Source organism: Staphylococcus nepalensis, assembly GCF_014635045.1.
GTDB classification, from domain to species: domain Bacteria; phylum Bacillota; class Bacilli; order Staphylococcales; family Staphylococcaceae; genus Staphylococcus; species Staphylococcus nepalensis.
In genome coordinates, this window is sequence record NZ_BMCF01000004.1 from 228,677 (window position 1) to 248,438 (window position 19,762).

Consider the following 19,762-nt stretch of genomic DNA (forward strand, 5'->3'; position numbering starts at 1 on the left):
CATTTGGGCGACTTTAAAAGTTTAAAATAGCACTTCCCCCAATGATATATATCGCTTAAATAATATGACAATCTTTTAATTCAAAAAAGTCATCAGATCTTTGGACCTGATGACATCTTTATATTTTATGTTGTCTAAATAAATATTAATAATTATGAAAAACTAACAAGAAGAAGAAGTCAATCTATTATTAACGTCTAGTTCTTCTAGAACGTCTCTCTTCTCTGTTTCTGATAAAGCTAGGAATATCATCTTCATTTGTAGTATGTGTTCTGCTTTCATTTGCATTATCTGCTGGTTGAGAAGCGCTTGATGAACTTGACGCATATGTGTCTTCTTTTCCAGAAGTATTTCCAGATGTTGCGCTGCTACCAAATCCAGTATTTGAAGCTTTGCGACCTTGAGATGAAGGTTTATCTTCAAAGCCTGTAGCAATTACAGTTACTACAATTTCATCTTGTAATTCTGGGTTGATTACAGTACCGAAGATCATGTTAACATCTTCATCAGCCGCATCTTGAACAATATCTGCTGCTTCTTGTGCCTCGAATAATGATAGTGATTCTCCACCAGTAATATTCATTAACACGCCTTGCGCACCAACGATAGAAGTTTCTAGTAATGGTGAAGAAATGGCTTTTTTAGCAGCTTCTACAGCACGGTTTTCTCCTGAAGAAACACCGATACCCATTAGAGCAGAACCTTGGTTAGACATAATTGTTTTAACGTCTGCAAAGTCAAGGTTAACTTCACCTGAAACTGCGATAAGGTCTGAAATACCTTGCACACCTTGACGTAAAACATTATCTGCTTCTTTAAATGCTTCCATCATTGGTGTAGATTTATCAACAATATCTAATAAACGGTCATTAGGGATGACGATTAATGTATCTACTGCAGCTTTCATTGATTCTACGCCAGCAGCAGCTTGCGTTTGACGTTTGCGACCTTCGAAACCGAACGGACGCGTCACAACACCAACTGTTAACGCTCCCATTTCTTTTGCAATTTTTGCTACAACCGGCGCTGCACCTGTACCAGTACCGCCACCCATTCCAGCTGTTACGAATACCATGTCAGCACCTTGAATGGCATCTTCGATTTGTTCGCGGGATTCTTCTGCAGCTTTTTTACCAATATCAGGGTTTGCACCAGCACCTAAACCACGTGTTAACTTTTCACCAATTTGGATTTTAGACTCAGCTTTAGATAAGTTTAAAGCTTGTCCATCCGTATTGATTGAAATAAATTCAACATTATTCATACCATGGTCAATCATTCGGTTAACAGCGTTATTTCCGCCGCCCCCTACACCGATGACTTTTAACGTCGCTAAATGATTAAATCCTTGTTCAAATTCTAACATTTAAATTTCCTCCTAGTTTTAGTGGCCAATCAATCGAATAGAGATTTCATAAGTTTTTTGAACTTACCTTCTTCTTTGTCTTGAGGTTTACGATCTTCGTCTTGTTCAACATTGACTTCTTCTTCGTATGCCTCAGACGCTTCTGGTTCTTCTAAATCAGAAGTTGATGTATGTGGCTCTTCTTGTTTGTTTGATTTCTTTTTGAACCAATCAAATCCGCTTGACTTCGTACTATTTTCTCGATCATTTGATTCGATGACTTCTTCTTCGAATTCTTCACTGTCATGATTATTAATTGTAACATAATCTAGTAATTCGTCGAAAGTAATGCTACTAGAAATCGTTGAAATCGCTGAAGAGAACTCAGGTTTTCTGATACCCATTTGAGATGGAGTATGAATTCTCACTTTTTCACTCACCATATCTTGTAACAATTCCTTAACACCTAATAAATTAGCTGAACCACCAGTTACAACAAAACCGCCATTCACTTTCGTTAACCCTAATTCTTGTAACACATCAAAGACATTAAAGAATATTTCTTCAACACGTGCTTCGATTATATCTGCCAAATCTTTTTGAGTGAATTGTGCTTCTTCTTCACTATTCACTTGATCAACTGTGAATACATCATGGTCAGATGCTGATTCAAAGAAAGCATGCCCGTATTGATGTTTGATTTTTTCAGCTGTTTCATATGATGTATTTAAGCCTTTCGCTATATCTTCTGTTATATCTCTTCCAGCCATTTCTATAGCATCAGCATCAACAAGCTCTCCTCGCTCATAAAATGCCAATTGTGTTACATCTTCGCCAATATCAATCACACATGCGCCAAGTTCTTTTTCAGTTGCTGAAAGAACTGAGCCATAGTTATATGCATCAGAATAAACATCTAATACATCTACACCACAAGATTCTACACATTTAATCATATTTATTAAGATTGATTTTTGAATCGCAATGACACCAGCTTCGACTTTCAAACTATGTCTTGCAATCAGTTCTTTAGGATCTGATACTTCATTATCTCCATCTACTATAAATTTAATTGGGAAAGCGTTTATAATTTCTGTTTCAGGCACGTCATTTTTTTCACGAATACCTTCAAGCACACTTTCAATATGTGTACCGTCAAGTTCTGTATCTTCATAAAATTCTATTTCATTTGATTCATCAAATACTTCAGTTCCTATGATAGGAAGTTTTAAAAATACTTCTTTCACATCGACACCTGAAGCAATAGAGGCTTTTTTAATTGTGTCTTTGACCGCTTGTTTTGCAATATCAAAGTCATCAATGAGACCGTTTTTAATCCCACTTGTGTAGGTCTGTCCTGTACCTATCACATTTATTCCATTGTGAAATTTCTCGCCTACTATCGCTTTAACGCTTGACGAACCGATATCTATACTTACATAATAATGCTCTTCCATAGATAGGCACCTCCTGACAATAACTTATTCATGTTCACACTATTAACAGTTTACAATACGTTTTGATGCTTGTGAACTATAAACACATGTATTTGTCTAAATTTTTTAATTATTTTTGTCTGATTCTTTATTAATCTTATTTAATGCACTTTGTAACTCATCTTTTGCCTTATCTTCTTCTGAATTTCCTTTATCTACATTTTGATCACTTGTTGATTTAGTCGTACTTCCTCCACTATACGGTATGAAAGATGCTCCTACTGACAAATCGATATAACCTGATTTTTTTAATTTGCCTGATTCATCGCGTTCTAGTGATTGTGACATTTGTGGGTAATACTTCATTTTATTTGCGATTGTGTTTAGATTCCCTACTATCTGAATTTCATCTGTTGTAAATAACTTAATTTGGTTTTGCAAATTTTCTTGTGGGTCATATTTTACTTCTGCAATCATACCTCTTACATTTGCAGACATTTTTGCGAGTTCTTGAATAATTTTATCTTTTTTCTCTTTTTTAAACCCTTCTAAAACCGGTCCATCATCTGTCACATTGCCATCTTCGTAATTTTCTAATTCTGTACCATCTTCAAGTATGGGCACGTATTTATCTTTCTTTTTGGTCAAGGCAACAATTTGATTCTCAGTCACTTTGACATTCAATTTATTTGGTAGTTGCTTAGTAACTTCTGCGTCCTTAATCAATTCATTTTTCTTTAAGTTTTTTATCGCTTTTGAAGTACTATAAGTATACATTCTAGAATCGTCTTTAACGTTAATTGCTTTTTCAATTGAAGTTTGAGATACATTATCATTTCCTTCAATTTTCACTGAATTAATTTTACTTAATGGAGTGAACATATAAATAAGAATGAGCAGTATCACAAACAACAATAAACCAAACACTGAATATTGAATTTGTTTTTGTTTTTTGCGACGTTTTGCTCGCTTCTCTTTTAAATATTCAGAGTCAAATTCACTTACTTTATCTGACATATATTTTCACGCCCTTTAAAGTGAAGGTAAGTGCGCTTGAAAACGTTTAATAAATCGATTTCCGCGCTCTTCAAACGTATTATATTGATCCCAACTTGCACAAGCTGGCGATAATAATACAACGTCATTAGGTTCAATAACCGATTGTACTTTATCGACTGCATCTTCTACATCTGTTGCTTTTATTACATATTTCCCTTGGTTTTCACCTAATTTCACAAATTTATCTTGTGTTTCCCCAAAGGTAACCAACACTCTGACGTTGTTCATGTATGGAATTAATTCATCAAATCCATTGCCTCTATCCAAACCGCCACACAACCAAATAATAGGTTGTTCGAATGAATTTAACGCAAACTGTGTGGCTAATGTATTAGTAGCCTTGGAATCGTTATAATATTTATTTGTTTTATTTGACCCTACATATTGCAGCCTATGTTCAATTCCTGAGAATGTTGTCAAGCTTTCAATGATTGCTCTTACAGAAACACCGGCTAATAAAGCGGCTAATACAGCAGCTAAAATATTCTCTAAATTATGTTCTCCAGGTAATACTAAATCATCTTTATGAATGAGGCGAAAACCTTTAAAGGTAATATAACCTTCTTTCACATAAATGCCATCAACCTCTTGGTGGGTTGAAAAATAATATGCTTTGGCTCTTAATGATTCGGATTCAATAAGGTGTCGTTGATGATAATTACATATTAAATAATCATTTTCTGTTTGATTTTTGTATATTTGTTTTTTCGCATTTTGATAATTTTCTAAGGTTTCATGATAGTCTAAATGGGCAGAATAAATATTCGTTATAATAGAAATATGTGGCTTATATTGGTCAATACCTAATAACTGAAACGAAGATAATTCTGTTATTAGATAATCATTTGCTTTTACTTCTTGCGCAACTTTTGAAGCGACATAACCAATGTTTCCTGATAATTTACCAGTTATCCTACTTTTTTTAAACATATCTCCAATTAGTGACGTCACCGTTGTTTTTCCGTTTGTACCTGTGACTCCTATGATTGGCGCTTCAGAAACTAAGTAACTCAATTCTACCTCAGTAAGTATTTTCAACCCTCTGTGTTGCGCCTCTTGGATCAGAGGCACAGTGTAAGGTATGCCGGGGTTTTTGAAAATTAACGGCTCGTTATCAAGTAAAGATAATGGGTGTTGACCACCAACTACTTTGACACCCATATTTTCCAAATCAATTGCATGTGCATCTTGACTTAAGTCTTTACCATCGTTAACGACGACGTTGGCCCCCAGTCCCTGTAATAACTTAGCAGCTTCATAACCACTTTTCGCTAACCCGATTACTAATACATTTTCATCTTCTAAACCTCTATATTTCAGCAATTTAATTCACTCCAATCCATAAACCAATAAGACCTGAAATAATACCAACTGTCCAAAATACAGTAACCACTTTTCTTTCGTTCCAACCTACGAGTTCAAAATGATGATGTAACGGTGACATTTTGAAAATTCGTTTGCCTGTAAGTTTATATGATGTAACTTGAATCATCACTGATAGTGTTTCAGCTACAAATACAAAACCAATAAATATAAGAGATAATTCTTGATTTAACATAATTGAAATTGTAGCGAATATCCCACCAAGCGCTAGACTACCTGTGTCCCCCATGAATACTTTTGCAGGGTTCAGGTTAAACGGTAAGAAACCTAGCAATGCAAAAATCATAATGACACAGAATAAACCAATAGAAGTAGCACCTTGAATATAAGCCATTAACGCATACATAATAAATCCAATGATAGAAAGACCCGTTGATAGCCCATCTAATCCATCTGTTAAATTAACCGCATTTGAAAAACCTACTTGCCAAAATACTATGAAAATGACATATGCAATAGAAAGCGGAATTTCTACATCAGTAAATGGAATATGAATTCCAGTTGAAAAATCCGTTAAATTAAACACTTGGCTTAATATAAAGAAAACAACTGCAATAGCAATTTGTGCAAGGAACTTTTGTTTACTAGTTAAACCTTGGTTGTTCTTCTTAACAACGATGATATAGTCATCAATAAAACCGATTAAACCAAAACCAATAGTTACAAATAACAATAATATTATTGGATTTGCATTATCCATAAAGATAATAGCTAATATAGAAGTGATGATAATACTTAATAAAAAAGTCAATCCTCCCATAGTTGGTGTACCCGTTTTTTTCATATGACTTTGAGGACCTTCTTCTCTAATACTTTGTCCAAATTTCATTCTTTTAAGTGTTGGTATCAAAACAGGGACTAATATAAATGTTATTAGTAATGCAATGATTGCTAGTAAATAAACCATATTATGCTCCTTTAAATATTAAATTGGATTAATTTCGTTAATGCTTAGTGCAGCTTATATATTATGTAACGAGATAGCAGTATTATCGGTTAAACAGACGCACAATACCACTGTTATTACCGATAACCTATCATACTACCTCGTGCTAATTTCAAATTAAATATTTTAACATGTTTTTTAATTGAAGTCAGACATCAAGAAAGTATTTATTCATTTTGACTGTCACTACTTGAATCAGAAGTTTTTGAATCATCACTGGATTTGTCTTCTGATTTATCTTTTGATTCATTCTTATCATCTTTGTTCGAATCGTCTTTATCATCATCTTCAGAGTCATTGTTGGATGACGAGCTTGAAGACTCACCATTGACTTTTTCGGCAGTGAAGGTTACTTCAATCTTATCGTTTTTGCTAACTTTTTGACCTTTTGCTTCTGATTGTTCTGAAACAAAACCACTACCTTTAGTTGTGATTTTTGTATTAGTTAATGTCTCAAATGCAAGTACTTCTTCTTTCGTCCAACCAGTCATGTCTGGCATAGTGATATCTCCATCAGTTAATAGTAAGACTTTGCTGTTTGGCAGTACTTCTTTATCTGATGTTACAGATTGTTTTACAACCTTATCACCACTTCCAATCACAATTGGTTCAAGTGACTTACTATTCATCTTGTCTTGTGCTTTTTGGGTTTCCTGACCTTGTACATCTGGTACTTTACTATATTTAACATCAGAGCCATCTTTTGAATCCTTTTCCCCTACATTTAAATATTTTAAAGTATTTTCCATAATTGGGTTGAAAGCCTTACTTACACCCATTTCATATGCTTCTTGATCATTTTTTTGAGCTAAACTCATGCCCGCATAAACAATGACTTCAGGGTCATCTTTAGGCGCATCACCAATAAAACTTACAAAGTATGGATTTTCACCTTCAACATAACCACCATTATCAGAATCCGCCACTTGTGCTGTACCTGTTTTACCAGCAACATCATAACCATCTATTTGATAGTTTTTAGCGTGGCTATCTTCACTATTAACTACTTTATCTAATTCAGTTCGCACTTTCTTAGCTGTATCTTTTGTAATAGGTTTTCCTGCGTATTCCTTCTTACCTTTATAAAAAGTATCTTTAGTAACAGGATTACTTACGCTGTCAACGAACCACGGTTGAAGCATATTTCCATCATTATGAAAAGCTGACTGTGCACGTAACATTTGTACTGGTGTTACTGTTGTAGACTGACCAAATGCAGAGGTTTTTTGCTGTGCTTCATTATCCCAAGCAATATCACCAGTTGCTTCACCATCAAACATACTATTTGTAGATTTACCAAAGCCGAATTTTTCATACCATTCTTTCATCTTATCTGAACCAACTAAATCTTGTAAGTGCATCATAAGTGTGTTGGATGAATATGTGAAACCAAGTGACATTGAAATTTCACCCCAACCTACTTTGTTCCAGTCAGATATTTTAGACCCCATAACTTCTCGAGGTTCGGCTGTATATTTTTTATCTGGTTTAAATTTACCTTCTTGGATTGCTGCTGCTAAACCATAAGATTTAAATGTTGAACCAGGTTCATACGTATTTTGATATAAATCGTTAGCCCATTTTTTACCAAAGTCTTTACCTGTTTCTGGGTTAAATGTTGGTCTTTGACTGAACGCAAGTATTTCACCAGTCTTAGCATCCATCACGACAGCAAATAAATCTTTCGGTTTATAGTGCTCAACCATGTCATCAAGTGCTTCTTCTACGAACACTTGTATATTGGAATCAAGTGTTAAATGAACATCATCTCCACGTTTAGGCATTTTTTCTTTTTTAGTATTCGGGGCAATATAACCCCAAATATCATGAATATAAGATAAGGCACCTTTTTGACCCGAAAGATAACTATCAAAGATTTTCTCAACACCTAACGCACCTTTTAATTCTCCACTGTCAGGGTCTTTTTGAGCGATACCTAGTAAATGTGATGCAAAGTTTCCATTAGGATAAAATCTTTCAGTCTCTGGATATAACATCACACCAGGAAGATTCATTTTCTCAATTTTTTCTTTTTCTTGGTACGTTAAATCTGTACCTTTTTGACCAAATTCAACCTGAAATGCTTTTTTGTTATTTAATTTTTCTTCAATATCTTTGGCCGACATATCTATAACAGTAGCAAGTTTTTTAGCGGTTTCTTTTTTATCCTTTACGTGTTTAGGTTTGTCGCTACCTTCACTTGCTTTTTTATCTACTACAGCGACCACTTTATACCTTTCAACATCTTCAGCTAAAACTTTGCCGTTCCTATCATAAATCTTTCCTCTTTCTGGTTGTTGTTGACTATTTACTAAGTACTTTTCATTTGCTTTCATAATTAAATCTTCACCAGAAGAGTGTCCTGTCAACATAATATATGAATATCTTAAAACCAACGTAAAAAAGAGCAGTCCAAATCCAAGGATGAGTAGGACTGCCCCTATTTTACTTTTTTTGATTGAAAATTTTGGCTTTTTTAATTTAATTCTTCGCTTCGCCATTATTACGCACTACCTTTACATTATCGTTCTTAAGGCTCATTCCATCATTTTTTGCCTTTTCGTAAATGCGTTCATATGAGGAGTTCTTTTTAATTTCAGATTCTATTGCACTGTTTTCACTTGATTGTTTTTCAATTTTTGTATCTAAATCTGCAATTTTTTCTCGAGTTTCATACGCATCCATTTTTAAAGATAGCATATAAATACTTATTAAAGCAATTACTGTTATAAGTCCTATGTATAACATCTTTTCAAACTTAGTTAGCTTAACAATTACTTTACGCTTGACTGTCTTGGGATGTCTCTCTGGGCGGGTCGATGGTTGTGATTCTGGAATATGCTGCTCCGCTCCATTATATGGTTGGTATATCTTCTCTACTGCCACTCAATATTCACTCCTCATTTTAATATTTCTGCTACGCGTAACTTCGCACTACGTGCTCGGTTATTTTCTTCTAAATCTTCATCTGTAGCTATAATCGGTTTTCGATTAACACGTTTCAATTTAGGTGTATAAGCCTCCGGTATGATAGGCAGCCCTCTTGGGACTTCTGGGCCTTTTTCATATTCTTGAAACATTTGCTTACAAAGTCGATCTTCTAATGAATGGAAGGTAATAACAGAGATTCTTCCATCTACGTTAACTAAATCAATTGCTTGTTCTAAAGAATCTTCAAAAGCAGATAACTCATCGTTAACTGCGATTCTAATTGCTTGAAAAACCCTTTTCGCAGGGTGCCCACCTTTTCTTCTTGCTTTAGCTGGAATACCTTCTTTGATAATATCTACAAGTTCTAATGTTGTTTTGATAGGCTTTTGCGCTCTGTTTTGTTCAATGCGTCTTGCAATTTGTTTCGAAAATTTTTCTTCTCCGTAACGATGAAAAATTCTAACTAATTTTTCGAACGGCCACTCATTTATCACTTCATAAGCTGATAATGGTTGAGATTGGTCCATACGCATATCCAATTTGGCATCATTATGATAACTAAATCCTCTTTCAGGTACATCCAATTGGGGGCTAGACACACCTAAGTCATAATAAATGCCATCTACTTTTTCAATATTTAAATCATCTAAAATTTCAGTTAATTTTCTAAAGTTGTTATGGACGAAAGTAACTTTATGTATGTGGTCTTTCAATACTTCTTTCGCATTTTCAATCGCTGTTGTATCTTGGTCAATTGCGATCAGTCTACCTTCGTCACCGAGTTGATTTAATAAATAGAGTGCATGTCCTGCTCCACCTAAAGTACAGTCGACATATATGCCATCTTCTTCAATATTTAACTCATCGATAGTTTCTTTTAGCATTACGCTGACATGATGAAACAATTTAACGCCTCCATTTAAAATTCAAAATCAATTAAGTCTTCAGCAATATCTTCAAAACTGTCTTCTGATTCATCATAAAAATCGTTCCAAGTTTCTCTATCCCAAATTTCAATACGATTTGAGACACCTATTACTGTACATTCCTTATTTAAGTTGGCATATTTCCGCAGATTTTGTGGAATATTAATACGCCCTTGTTTATCCAGTTCTACTTCAACAGCACCTGAAAAGAACATACGCATAAACTTACGCGCGTCTTTCTTAGTCATCGGTAAAGTCTTCATCTTCTCTTCAATTACTTGCCATTCTTCCAAAGTGTAACCAAATAAACATTTATCAAGGCCTCGGGTGATTATAAATCGTTCATTCAAGTCATAACGAAACTTGGAAGGAACTATCATACGTCCCTTTGTATCCAATTGATGCTCGTATTCACCCATGAACATTTATAATCACCTCACCTTCTCATATATATAATTTACCACATCTCACCACTATCCTCCACTAATTATACAATTTTCACCAAAATTTCTTGAATTATAGAAAAAAACACCCGATTCATCTAGTTGATGAATCGGGTGTTCCCCTTGTCGCTCTAAGGCTTAATTAATATATGATCAAATGTGTAAGAAAGTGGTGGATAGGTGGAGGGACTGAACACATCTATCCCAAAATCGTTCATAATTTGAAGTGGATTCCAAATTCTTTCTTGGAGCCCACCCATAGGATGGAGAGTCTCACTGAGTTCTTCAAAGTGTTTCATGCTAATATCATTTTCTCTCTCAATATTTAATAGGTATCTCTTCAGTAAATAATCAAATTGGTTTTGATGAATCTCATTATTTTTACTCAATAGCACTTCGTTATCGTGATTTCCTTTTACTTCTGTTTGAAGAGACTGATATATAGACTTTTGCTGTTCACTCAACGATTTAATTTGGTCAATAAATGATTGAGAAGCTTGCGCCCTTATAAATTTATCTTTATCTTCAGTAACGCCCTTTTCAATAATATTATTTTTATCCAAATGGTATTGATCTAACAACTTTTCAATTCTAGTGTTTAAATAAGTGATTCTTAAACGTGGTAATACGATAGGCATAGAAACTTCTAATATTCGAAAGGCTTCACTCAATTCAGTCCAATACTTAATTTCACTTGGTCCGCCGACAAACGCTACTGTGTTAAATAGCCATTCTTCCATGATTGGCCTAGTAACCACATTATTTGAAAATCTTTCAGGTTCTTTTTCAACTATATCGAGCACTGCTTGTTTCGATAACACCTTCTCCGATTTATTTAAATAGAATTGACCATCTTTAACAGTCAGCAACTGTCTCATGTTATCTTCGTGGATAAACAAATGTACATTTGTATCAGTTTGGATCATTTGCTCCAAACCGCTATCAATCGTTTGAGCTTGTGTTTGTCTGAATGCGTCGTCCACATCTTGGTGATTTTCTATCATTTTTTTGAAAAGTGGCTGTTCTAACTGACGCAACGCTTTATAATCAGCGTCAATCAACAACACACCATAAGCCTTAAAAACTTCATGCAATAACGCTTTAAACATATCCGTCCAACCATCATAGTTATCGATGATATTTCTACACATGTTTAATAATTGCTTAGAAGATGATGTTTCTTTTAATTCTTTAAAAAACTGATTCAACGCTTTATGTAATTCTGCTTTGTCTGGCGTGTACTTTGAGACACTAGATTCTGGTGGCGTCATAGTACTATACTTAATTTTTTGTAACTTCGCCTTTTGTTCATTAAATACATAAGTATGATTGATTTCTTCAAAATCGTGATCTTCACCAGCAATCCAAAACACGGGCACGACGTGTGTATCATAATCATTTGATAATTTTTCACTTAATGTAATGATTGAGAATATTTTATGAAATGTGTATAAAGGACCTCCAAACAAACCAGCTTGTTGTCCACCAATCACAACTTTCGCACCGTCACTAAGCGCTTTTAAATTTTCAACTTGTTGATTATCTAATGATAAATCACTCATATAGCGTTCAATAATATCAGCAAGCGCTGTTTCTCTACCATTACTTTCTGAAAATAATCTTTCTTCATAATGCTTTTTATCCATTGCATCAAAGTGGTAATATTTAGCTAAAGTGGAATCACTATTTTTTATTTTTGATATAAATTGATCTTTTTCATTAAGTTTCGTTGTTATACAATCCATTCGTAATTCTCCTTATGTTACTCTATTCCTATTTAGTATAAAGTTTATATTCAACGTTGACAATTTTACGGCTTATAATATTAATAAAATTCAAGTTATTTTGCTATTAATAGTAGATATTGTTCGAAGTTATTGTTCATGTAACAAAAATAATTTTACTTTGCGTAACAGACGATAACAATTTGATTTTAATAATAAACAAAATGTTTTAAGCATTCATTTTTGTGAAATATCTATTAAAATAAGGTATAATAATAAGTAATAACGCAAAGGGGGAAGCTACAGTGAGTAATGTAAAACGTCTTGATATTAATTATAAAACAGATGAATTATTCGAAGATTTCAGAAACTTCGGAAATGAAGATTTATATTTAGTAGATGAGCTGCGTGGAGAAATGATTGATGCTAGTTCAGACTCACCATTTTATGGTATATACGTTGGCGACAGGTTAGGCGCACGTATGGCTTTATACCGTAAAGGGGAAGTCGAAGAAGTATATTTCTCTGATTTTGATGACTATAACGTACTATGGAAATTAGAAGTATTACGCGATTTCCAAGGACGCGGTTATGGTAAGGCACTTTTAGATTTTGCTAAGGAACAAGGCCAGCCTATTAAAGTAATTGCACGTAACCAATCAAAAGACTTCTTTATTAAACAAGGATTCAAAGATATTGAATTACAAAATAAAGACGGCCATGATGTACTGATTTGGACACCATAGCCATGCTGTATAACATAAATAAAATATAACAACATATATAAATTTAAAGTAACACGTTAAAAGTTATTAACCGCTTAAATGGATTATTTCAATCTTTGGGAGGTTAAGTAAACCTAAATAAAAAATATGACAAAAATCGCAATTTTATAAAATGATTTATCGTCACACTCAGACTATGGTGACTAAAAAAGGAAGTAAACGTTAAAGCACATCTCCAGGTTTAGTTATCCATAGTCTATTTATTTTTGAAGCTTAGGGTATCATTGATATCTCAGCTTTTTTATTTTGTCAGTTTCAATAATTGATCGAGCGAATCAATTGTGAAATCAGGATTGATATCAGTTTCATTCAACTTATTTCTTGGATTAAACCAACACGTTTTAATATTAGCGTTGATGCCACCTAATATATCTGATGTGATCGAGTCACCCACAATCATTGCACACTCTCTTTTTTCTTCACCAATCTCATTAAACACGAAATCAAAGAATTCTGGCATTGGTTTTTGATAACCTGTTTGTTCTGAAACAAATACACCTTTGAACCAGTTACCTAGTTCAGTTCTTCCTATTCTCCTTTCTTGTGTTTCTAAAACGCCGTTTGTAACGATATACATATCATGTGTGTCTTTAAGGGCTTTAAGCGTTTCTACAGTATTCATAAAATACTTTATTGGTGCACTTGCGAGTTCATCTCTAAAAATCACATCCGCTTCTTGGCCATTAACGTTAATGTGATGTAAACCAAAATACGCTTCAAAGCGTTTGCTTAACACTTCTTCCTTAGTTAATTGATTTTGTTGAAAAGCTTCCCAATGAGCTTGATTAACAGACATGAATTTTTTCAAATCATTAGAATCCGTATGTAAGTTATATTTTTTTGTTAACGCGTGAAATGCATAAGCTTCTGCATCATGAAAATCGACAATAGTATCATCAAAATCAATAAGTAAACAATTGTTTTTCATTTTATCCCTGCTTCCCGTATTTCAAATTCTTTGTTTAATTACTTATTACCAAATCTTCAATATAATAATAGAATTCGATTACATCTTACCATAATTAGACAAGCACAAACAAAAAAGGCCAAGGTTATTACCCTGGCCAGTCCATATGAGTGATTAAATTTAAAATCCGAATAATTTACCTACTAAGCCTACTCCGCTCGATACAATGTCAACAATGCTTGATCCTAATTCTGAACCATTACCTGATTTTGCTGCTTGTACTGTATTTGCGATTGCTTCTGCTAATTTAGCCATGATTGAGCTCCCCTTTATATTTATAATTTTTTTATGTTAAAACTAGAATCCAAATAATTTACTTACTAAACCTACGCCATTTTCTACGATGCTTACAATACTTGTACCTAATTTTGCACCATCTCCCGCAATACCTGCTTGTACTGTTTCTTTAATTGCGCTAAATAAACCTTCCATTATAAACACTCCTCACTTAAGATACATGCTTATGACTGATTATTATGTTTTAAACGATATTGTTATTTTTTGAATTAAGTATCGTTTGTTATCTATACTATAGAACAATTAATAATCTCATTGGGTTTTTATTCATACTTCATTGAAAAGAAGTAATAACTGTATTTAATTATATTTTTCGAGACAGTTTTGACTGCCTAACTGAATTTTGCACAATTCAGTTTTGCAAAATCATTATCCTTATTATTAATCATTTTCACTACTTTTAACTTTATTTTATGTAAAAAATGATTGTGTTCAATCTCAATTGAAGATATTAAATACGCGTACGAATGATATAGAAAATGATTTTATCCCTTTTGAAAACCAATTATTAAAAATATATAAACTAGCACTTGATTCACAAATAAACTAATAATACTATAATGCTTATAAATTAATCAGAAATATAAATAATAATCCAAATGCACGAGCTGCTATTTATAAAAAACAATTTACAAGATAGCTATGACACATTAATTAATAAAGATAAATTTGTGATTGCTATTTTGGCTCAAACTTATAGTGTTAAAATACAGGTACACAAACTACATAATCAAATGACGTTATATGTATCCACGTATTGGATCCCCGCCAAATTATATTTGTAAGCGTTTTCGCACACTAAAATAATAGTTAATACTTATACAAAAATGATTTGGTTGCTGGAGACGAAGATGGGTGGGTTGCTCAGCGGCAAAGTTAAAATAGGCTTTTATACGAGAAGTTTCAAAGATAAATTGTTTAATAAAAAATTAAACGCCCAAAATTCAAATTAAAATTTCATAAAAAAGCGCCACTTCAAACTGAAGTAGCGCTTGCGCAAATTAATCATCGAATCAAGTGACCTTATAGTTATTTAATATATACCACTTATCACTAGAGTAAAACATATATTTTAAATCTACATAACATATTTATAGCTTGAATACTATGCAATTTAAATTATGAACTATAAATAATTAATCATCTATGCTATGACTCTTATATTATATTTCCTGTGTATTTATTTTAATTTACTCACTTCATTTTATAATAAAACACTGCTAAATCAGCAGCAATAGTATGTCAAAACAGCAGACTTTTTAGTTAGTATCCTTGATTTATTGATTAACCAAAATATTTTAATATATGGTATACAAGTATCAGTCACAAAAATATATCTGTAACAACTGGCGCCCAGTAATTTTATTAAACTTAGCTTAGAAGAAAGAAACAAAAAAGCCATTGGTATAATTAACAGCGCATAAATATAGAAATCTGTATTCTAAAAATTCTATGGAATTATTTATAAAAAGCCTCAAAATAACAAGAAGTATATTAAATCAATTTTCGGGACGTGTACCCTTCTTGGTTAAAATTTGTAAAATACAAAAACATAATTTTAAACAAAGTAAAAAGAACACATATTTTTAAATTCTATGCACGGCTTACTGGGGCTATAAACCATAGTTCATCCTCAAATATACAAATATACGACACATTTGAGTGATAAATAAGATTTTTTACATACAAAATAAAATAAGCAGCCGAATTAACGACTGCCTTTATTTCATATTATAAAGAAATGCTCATATCAAGAAAACAAACCAATAATACCAAATTATATTAGCATAACAATTTATTAATTTGTTCAATTATCCTTAGGGATGTAAATAATACGCCTATTTATTATAGAAAGATAGTTATCATTCTGAATTCCTAGTTGCTTTTCTTCTTTCAATAATTTCTTCTTCGTAGCCTTCTTGGTTCCTTTTCAAATAACTTTCCATACGTTTTTTGTTAGGTTGTAAAGTCAACCCTAAAAACTTCCGTTCCTTGTTAGCATCTTTATAGAAGGATATCATCATCAGTATAATTATAACTGAGAAAGGCAATGCAGTCATAATCGCCATATTTTGTAATGCGCTCAATCCATTGTTTCCACCTGAAAAGAGTAATACAAACGCAATTAAGGCTTGGGCTAAGCCCCAAATAATTTTTATTGTCACTGATGGATTTAATGATCCAAACGTAGTTTGCATACCTAAAACAAATGTCGCTGAATCAGCTGATGTGACGAAAAACGTAACAATCAATATTAATGTAATAATTGATAGTACAAATCCTAATGGTACTGCATCAAAAACACCAAACAGCGCTGTTTCAGAAGGCATATCAAATATTTTCGGATGACTTTTAGCTGTTTCAATACCAAGTACACCAAAAGCAGAAAACCAAACTATACTCACTAACACTGGCGCTAATAAGACACCTGAAACAAATTCTCTTATTGAACGTCCTTTAGATACACGCGCTATAAATATACCTACAAAGGGACTCCAACTAATCCACCATGCTAATTGGAAAAATGTCCATTGTGACATCCACTGATGTTTTTGACCATTTAATGGCGCTGTATCAAACATATTATATAAGAACGTGTTTAAATATTCTCCAGTTGAAGTAGTTAACATATTTAAAATCAAAACGGTAGGTCCAATAATCAATACAATGATAAGTATTATTCCTGCAAGTCCAATATTTATGTTACTAATATATTGCATCCCCTTATTCAAGCCTGACCATGCGCTGCTAAGAAATAAGAATGTCACTATGACAATTACAATACCTTGCGTAGTAATATTGTTGGGAATATCAAATAAATAACTAAGTCCCCCTGATATTTGTAAAGCACCTAAACCTAATGAAACAGCTACACCGCCTATAGTTGCAAATACTGCAATCACATCAACAACTGTTCCTATTGGTCCCTCTACTTTATTACCAAAAATAGGTCGTAAAGTTCTCGAAATGAGACCAGGTTCATTTTTTCTATATTGAGAATAAGCTAAAGCGAGTGCTACTATACCGTACACGCCCCATGCATGGAAACCCCACTGCATAAATGAACCTCTTAAAGCTTCAGTATAAGCATGTGTTGTTTTAGGGTCGCCTGTAGCTGGGTTAGCAAAATGACTGATCGGTTCTGCTGCACCATAAAAAACAAGCCCAATACCCATACCTGCACTAAATAACATTGCAAACCACGAGATAGTATTAAAAGCTGGTTTATCTCCTGGTTTTCCTAATTTTAATTTTCCAATCGGGCTAAAAATTAAAAATATACAGAAAAATATCATTACTGCTACTATAATCATGTAATACCAACCAAAATATTCAGTTATCCAAGATGTAATACTTGATCCAACTTTATTAAATTGGTTAGGAAATATTGCGCCTAGTATCACAAAAACTGCAGTTATAATTATACTAAAAATAAAAACTGCAGATAGTTTTCTATTATTTAAATTTGGATTTTTTTGTTCCAAATTTATGAACCTCCTTTAAACTTAACGGTAAAAAACGACAAACCCCATAATACATTAAATTTACTTCCAAAAAAATATCAACGCTTTATAAAATAGGGATTTATAACAAAAAAGATACCCCGAAAAAAGGCCCCCATTTATTTTTATTAAAACGTATTTCGAAAGCGCGTGCGATTTAACGCTTTCTTACCTTGATTTATGGGTTTGCTTATTAAGTTAATTTTATTATAATGAATATCAAAATAAAAAGTAAAAACAAGGAGCCAGAAATATGCATTTATCCAAAATAAAACTTCAGGAAAAAGATTATCCAAAAGCATTAGAAATATGGGAAAAATCTGTAATTGCAACACATGACTTTTTAAAAGAAAAAGATATTTTGGAATTAAAAAATGAAATTCCAACTTATTTCAAATATGTAAAAGCTTATTTATGGTTCAATGATAAAGAAGCAATTGGTTTTTCAGGCACAAACGAAAAAAACTTAGAAATGCTTTTTATAGATCCTAAATATTTTAGAAATGGGTATGGAACAGAAATACTTCAATATCTCATTCAAGAAAACAAAGTACATTACGTTGACGTCAACAAAGACAATCATAACGCTGTAAAATTTTATGCCAAAAATGGATTTAAAAAATATAAAGAATCTCAAAAAGACGGTCAAGGTAGAAACTATCCTATTTTACATCTTAAATTATAATTTTTCACTTATTAACAATAGGCTCTGACCCCTCTTAATTTAGTAGTTTATTCTAATAATTTTAGTTTTATTTTTGATTTTACTCTCTAATGTAATGTTAGTTAATTCTATCTTTTCTAATCTTATCAAAGCACCTAACTTTTTGAAAATTCGTATGTTTTCTTTTTAATCTCTTCTTAACTTTCCCCATTACATCTGATAGTTCATCATATAATATTCCATTATTTTTTAATTTAGTAACATTTTCACTTTGAATATTTATCGAGACATAATAAAGTCCTGTTATATCAACGTTTTATTTAACGATATATAATGGGGGGGAGAGCCATACACTCTCCTGAGAAGGATTTAGCAAATAGCTTTATAGTCTTTGTGAATGTGTTTTTGTAGCCGTATTGTGTCCATTATTTTTACGAACATTAATCGGTAGATTTATTTTATCTCCACAGTATCTTTTAAATTAATCTAGTTTTATATGTAATAATTTTTTGCACACTAAAACATCCCCTAATTATTAATAAAAGCGGGATACTTAAAAAATAATAAACAGAAGATATGGTAATCTGATTAAGTGTAAATAATATTTGAAGATGTAATTGTAGTATCCCCTGCCATTTTTTCTCAAACTTAAAGGTGAAAAAACCTATAAACAGAAATAAAAAATATACTTTTTTAGAAATATCTATACTATTACAAAAGATAGCGGAACCTAAAGTAATAGCAGGGATTTAGAGGTGTCGTTTAGGATATTATCAATTAATGATTCAATAATAATGTTCTACTTACTTTACAATTAAACTTAAAAAACAATAACTTTTTATACAAATTTTTATTGAACGTAAAAATGATACTTAAAAATTAAAAAAGGCCCCCAATTAAGAGGACCTCAGGATTATAAGGAGTTGCGTTCTCCTCCACGCCAAAGGGCATGTAAGAGAAGAAACTCATTATTTCCTTAACGCCCTAAGGCGTGTACCCTAAGTTTAACTTATTAAATTTAATAAGTAAATTAAAAATAGTAATTTGAGATTTATTCATATTACTCTCTATTTTATCTCCATAATATCTTTTAAATTAACTTTACGTAACACAGTTTGTTCATATAAGTATAGTAATTATTCATAGCTATCTACTTTGTGAATGTGCCCTTCTATATTAGGGTCCTTTTCGCTACAGGTTATGCAAAAAGTGGCGAATGCCATTAAAAGGCTCTTTGTCAAAGAGGACTGATACAATTTTTGAGATTAGGCAACCGTAGGTTGCTTAATCTCTTTTTTGATTGTAGAAGCATAAAGTCGTGAAGTTAGTAAGGCACGATTACGCAAATTATTA

15 protein-coding genes and 1 pseudogene are annotated in these 19,762 nt (G+C 32.5%); 2 read left to right on the top strand and 14 right to left on the bottom strand.

What is annotated here, in order from left to right; translation table 11 throughout:
* Positions 1-190: 190 nt before the first annotated feature.
* The 10 genes and pseudogenes from ftsZ to bshC form a co-directional block, all read right to left on the bottom strand.
* Positions 191-1,366 carry a cell division protein FtsZ gene (gene ftsZ / locus IEU88_RS08240; RefSeq protein WP_096810337.1) on the bottom strand — a complete coding sequence of 392 codons (1,176 nt, stop codon included), beginning with the start codon at positions 1,364-1,366 and terminating at the stop codon, positions 191-193.
* A gap of 29 nt (positions 1,367-1,395) precedes the next feature.
* Entirely contained in the window at positions 1,396-2,802 is a 1,407-nt protein-coding gene (gene ftsA, locus IEU88_RS08245; protein ID WP_103372924.1) for a cell division protein FtsA, read from the bottom strand.
* 105 nt (positions 2,803-2,907) lie between these two features.
* Positions 2,908-3,762, bottom strand: a pseudogene (locus tag IEU88_RS08250) (cell division protein FtsQ/DivIB); the annotation flags it as partial.
* A gap of 51 nt (positions 3,763-3,813) precedes the next feature.
* Entirely contained in the window at positions 3,814-5,163 is a 1,350-nt protein-coding gene (gene murD, locus IEU88_RS08255) for a UDP-N-acetylmuramoyl-L-alanine--D-glutamate ligase (RefSeq protein WP_103372923.1), read from the bottom strand.
* 1 nt (position 5,164) lies between these two features.
* Entirely contained in the window at positions 5,165-6,130 is a 966-nt protein-coding gene (gene mraY / locus IEU88_RS08260) for a phospho-N-acetylmuramoyl-pentapeptide-transferase (RefSeq protein ID WP_096810341.1), read from the bottom strand.
* A gap of 206 nt (positions 6,131-6,336) precedes the next feature.
* Positions 6,337-8,670 (bottom strand): penicillin-binding protein, encoded by a 2,334-nt coding sequence (locus IEU88_RS08265; protein ID WP_103372922.1) that lies wholly within the window; start codon positions 8,668-8,670, stop codon positions 6,337-6,339.
* Positions 8,651-9,055: a cell division protein FtsL gene (ftsL, locus tag IEU88_RS08270; RefSeq protein WP_096810343.1), complete on the bottom strand. Its 405-nt coding sequence runs from the start codon at positions 9,053-9,055 to the stop codon at positions 8,651-8,653. The genes IEU88_RS08265 and ftsL overlap by 20 nt, the downstream gene beginning before the upstream one ends.
* A 14-nt stretch (positions 9,056-9,069) precedes the next feature.
* Complete coding sequence (rsmH, locus tag IEU88_RS08275; protein ID WP_103372921.1) at positions 9,070-10,005, bottom strand: 16S rRNA (cytosine(1402)-N(4))-methyltransferase RsmH; 936 nt, start codon at positions 10,003-10,005, stop codon at positions 9,070-9,072.
* A gap of 14 nt (positions 10,006-10,019) precedes the next feature.
* On the bottom strand, positions 10,020-10,451 hold the full coding sequence (gene mraZ, locus IEU88_RS08280) for a division/cell wall cluster transcriptional repressor MraZ (RefSeq protein ID WP_096810345.1): 432 nt from the start codon (positions 10,449-10,451) through the stop codon (positions 10,020-10,022).
* A gap of 149 nt (positions 10,452-10,600) precedes the next feature.
* Positions 10,601-12,214 carry a bacillithiol biosynthesis cysteine-adding enzyme BshC gene (bshC, locus tag IEU88_RS08285; protein WP_103372920.1) on the bottom strand — a complete coding sequence of 538 codons (1,614 nt, stop codon included), beginning with the start codon at positions 12,212-12,214 and terminating at the stop codon, positions 10,601-10,603.
* A 284-nt stretch (positions 12,215-12,498) separates the two neighbouring features.
* Here bshC and IEU88_RS08290 point away from each other — a divergent pair, with 284 nt between their 5' ends.
* Complete coding sequence (locus tag IEU88_RS08290) at positions 12,499-12,939, top strand: N-acetyltransferase (protein ID WP_096810347.1); 441 nt, start codon at positions 12,499-12,501, stop codon at positions 12,937-12,939.
* A 280-nt stretch (positions 12,940-13,219) separates the two neighbouring features.
* On the opposite strand, the gene IEU88_RS08295 is transcribed toward IEU88_RS08290, so the two are convergent.
* The 4 genes from IEU88_RS08295 to IEU88_RS08310 all read right to left on the bottom strand — a co-directional run bounded on the left by IEU88_RS08295 (position 13,220) and on the right by IEU88_RS08310 (position 17,727).
* Entirely contained in the window at positions 13,220-13,906 is a 687-nt protein-coding gene (locus tag IEU88_RS08295) for a YjjG family noncanonical pyrimidine nucleotidase (protein ID WP_103372919.1), read from the bottom strand.
* Positions 13,907-14,065: 159 nt separating this feature from the next.
* Positions 14,066-14,200 carry a beta-class phenol-soluble modulin gene (locus IEU88_RS08300; RefSeq protein ID WP_096810350.1) on the bottom strand — a complete coding sequence of 45 codons (135 nt, stop codon included), beginning with the start codon at positions 14,198-14,200 and terminating at the stop codon, positions 14,066-14,068.
* 42 nt (positions 14,201-14,242) lie between these two features.
* On the bottom strand, positions 14,243-14,377 hold the full coding sequence (locus IEU88_RS08305) for a beta-class phenol-soluble modulin (RefSeq protein ID WP_096810351.1): 135 nt from the start codon (positions 14,375-14,377) through the stop codon (positions 14,243-14,245).
* Positions 14,378-16,104: 1,727 nt separating this feature from the next.
* The gene (locus tag IEU88_RS08310) at positions 16,105-17,727 is read right to left on the bottom strand and encodes a BCCT family transporter (protein ID WP_096810352.1); all 1,623 of its coding nucleotides are present in this window, start codon (positions 17,725-17,727) and stop codon (positions 16,105-16,107) included.
* Between the two features lie 271 nt (positions 17,728-17,998).
* Between IEU88_RS08310 and IEU88_RS08315 the strand changes: the two genes are divergently transcribed.
* Positions 17,999-18,430, top strand: coding sequence for a GNAT family N-acetyltransferase (locus IEU88_RS08315; protein ID WP_103373263.1), 432 nt, complete (start codon positions 17,999-18,001; stop codon positions 18,428-18,430).
* The last annotated feature ends 1,332 nt before the right edge of the window (positions 18,431-19,762 follow it).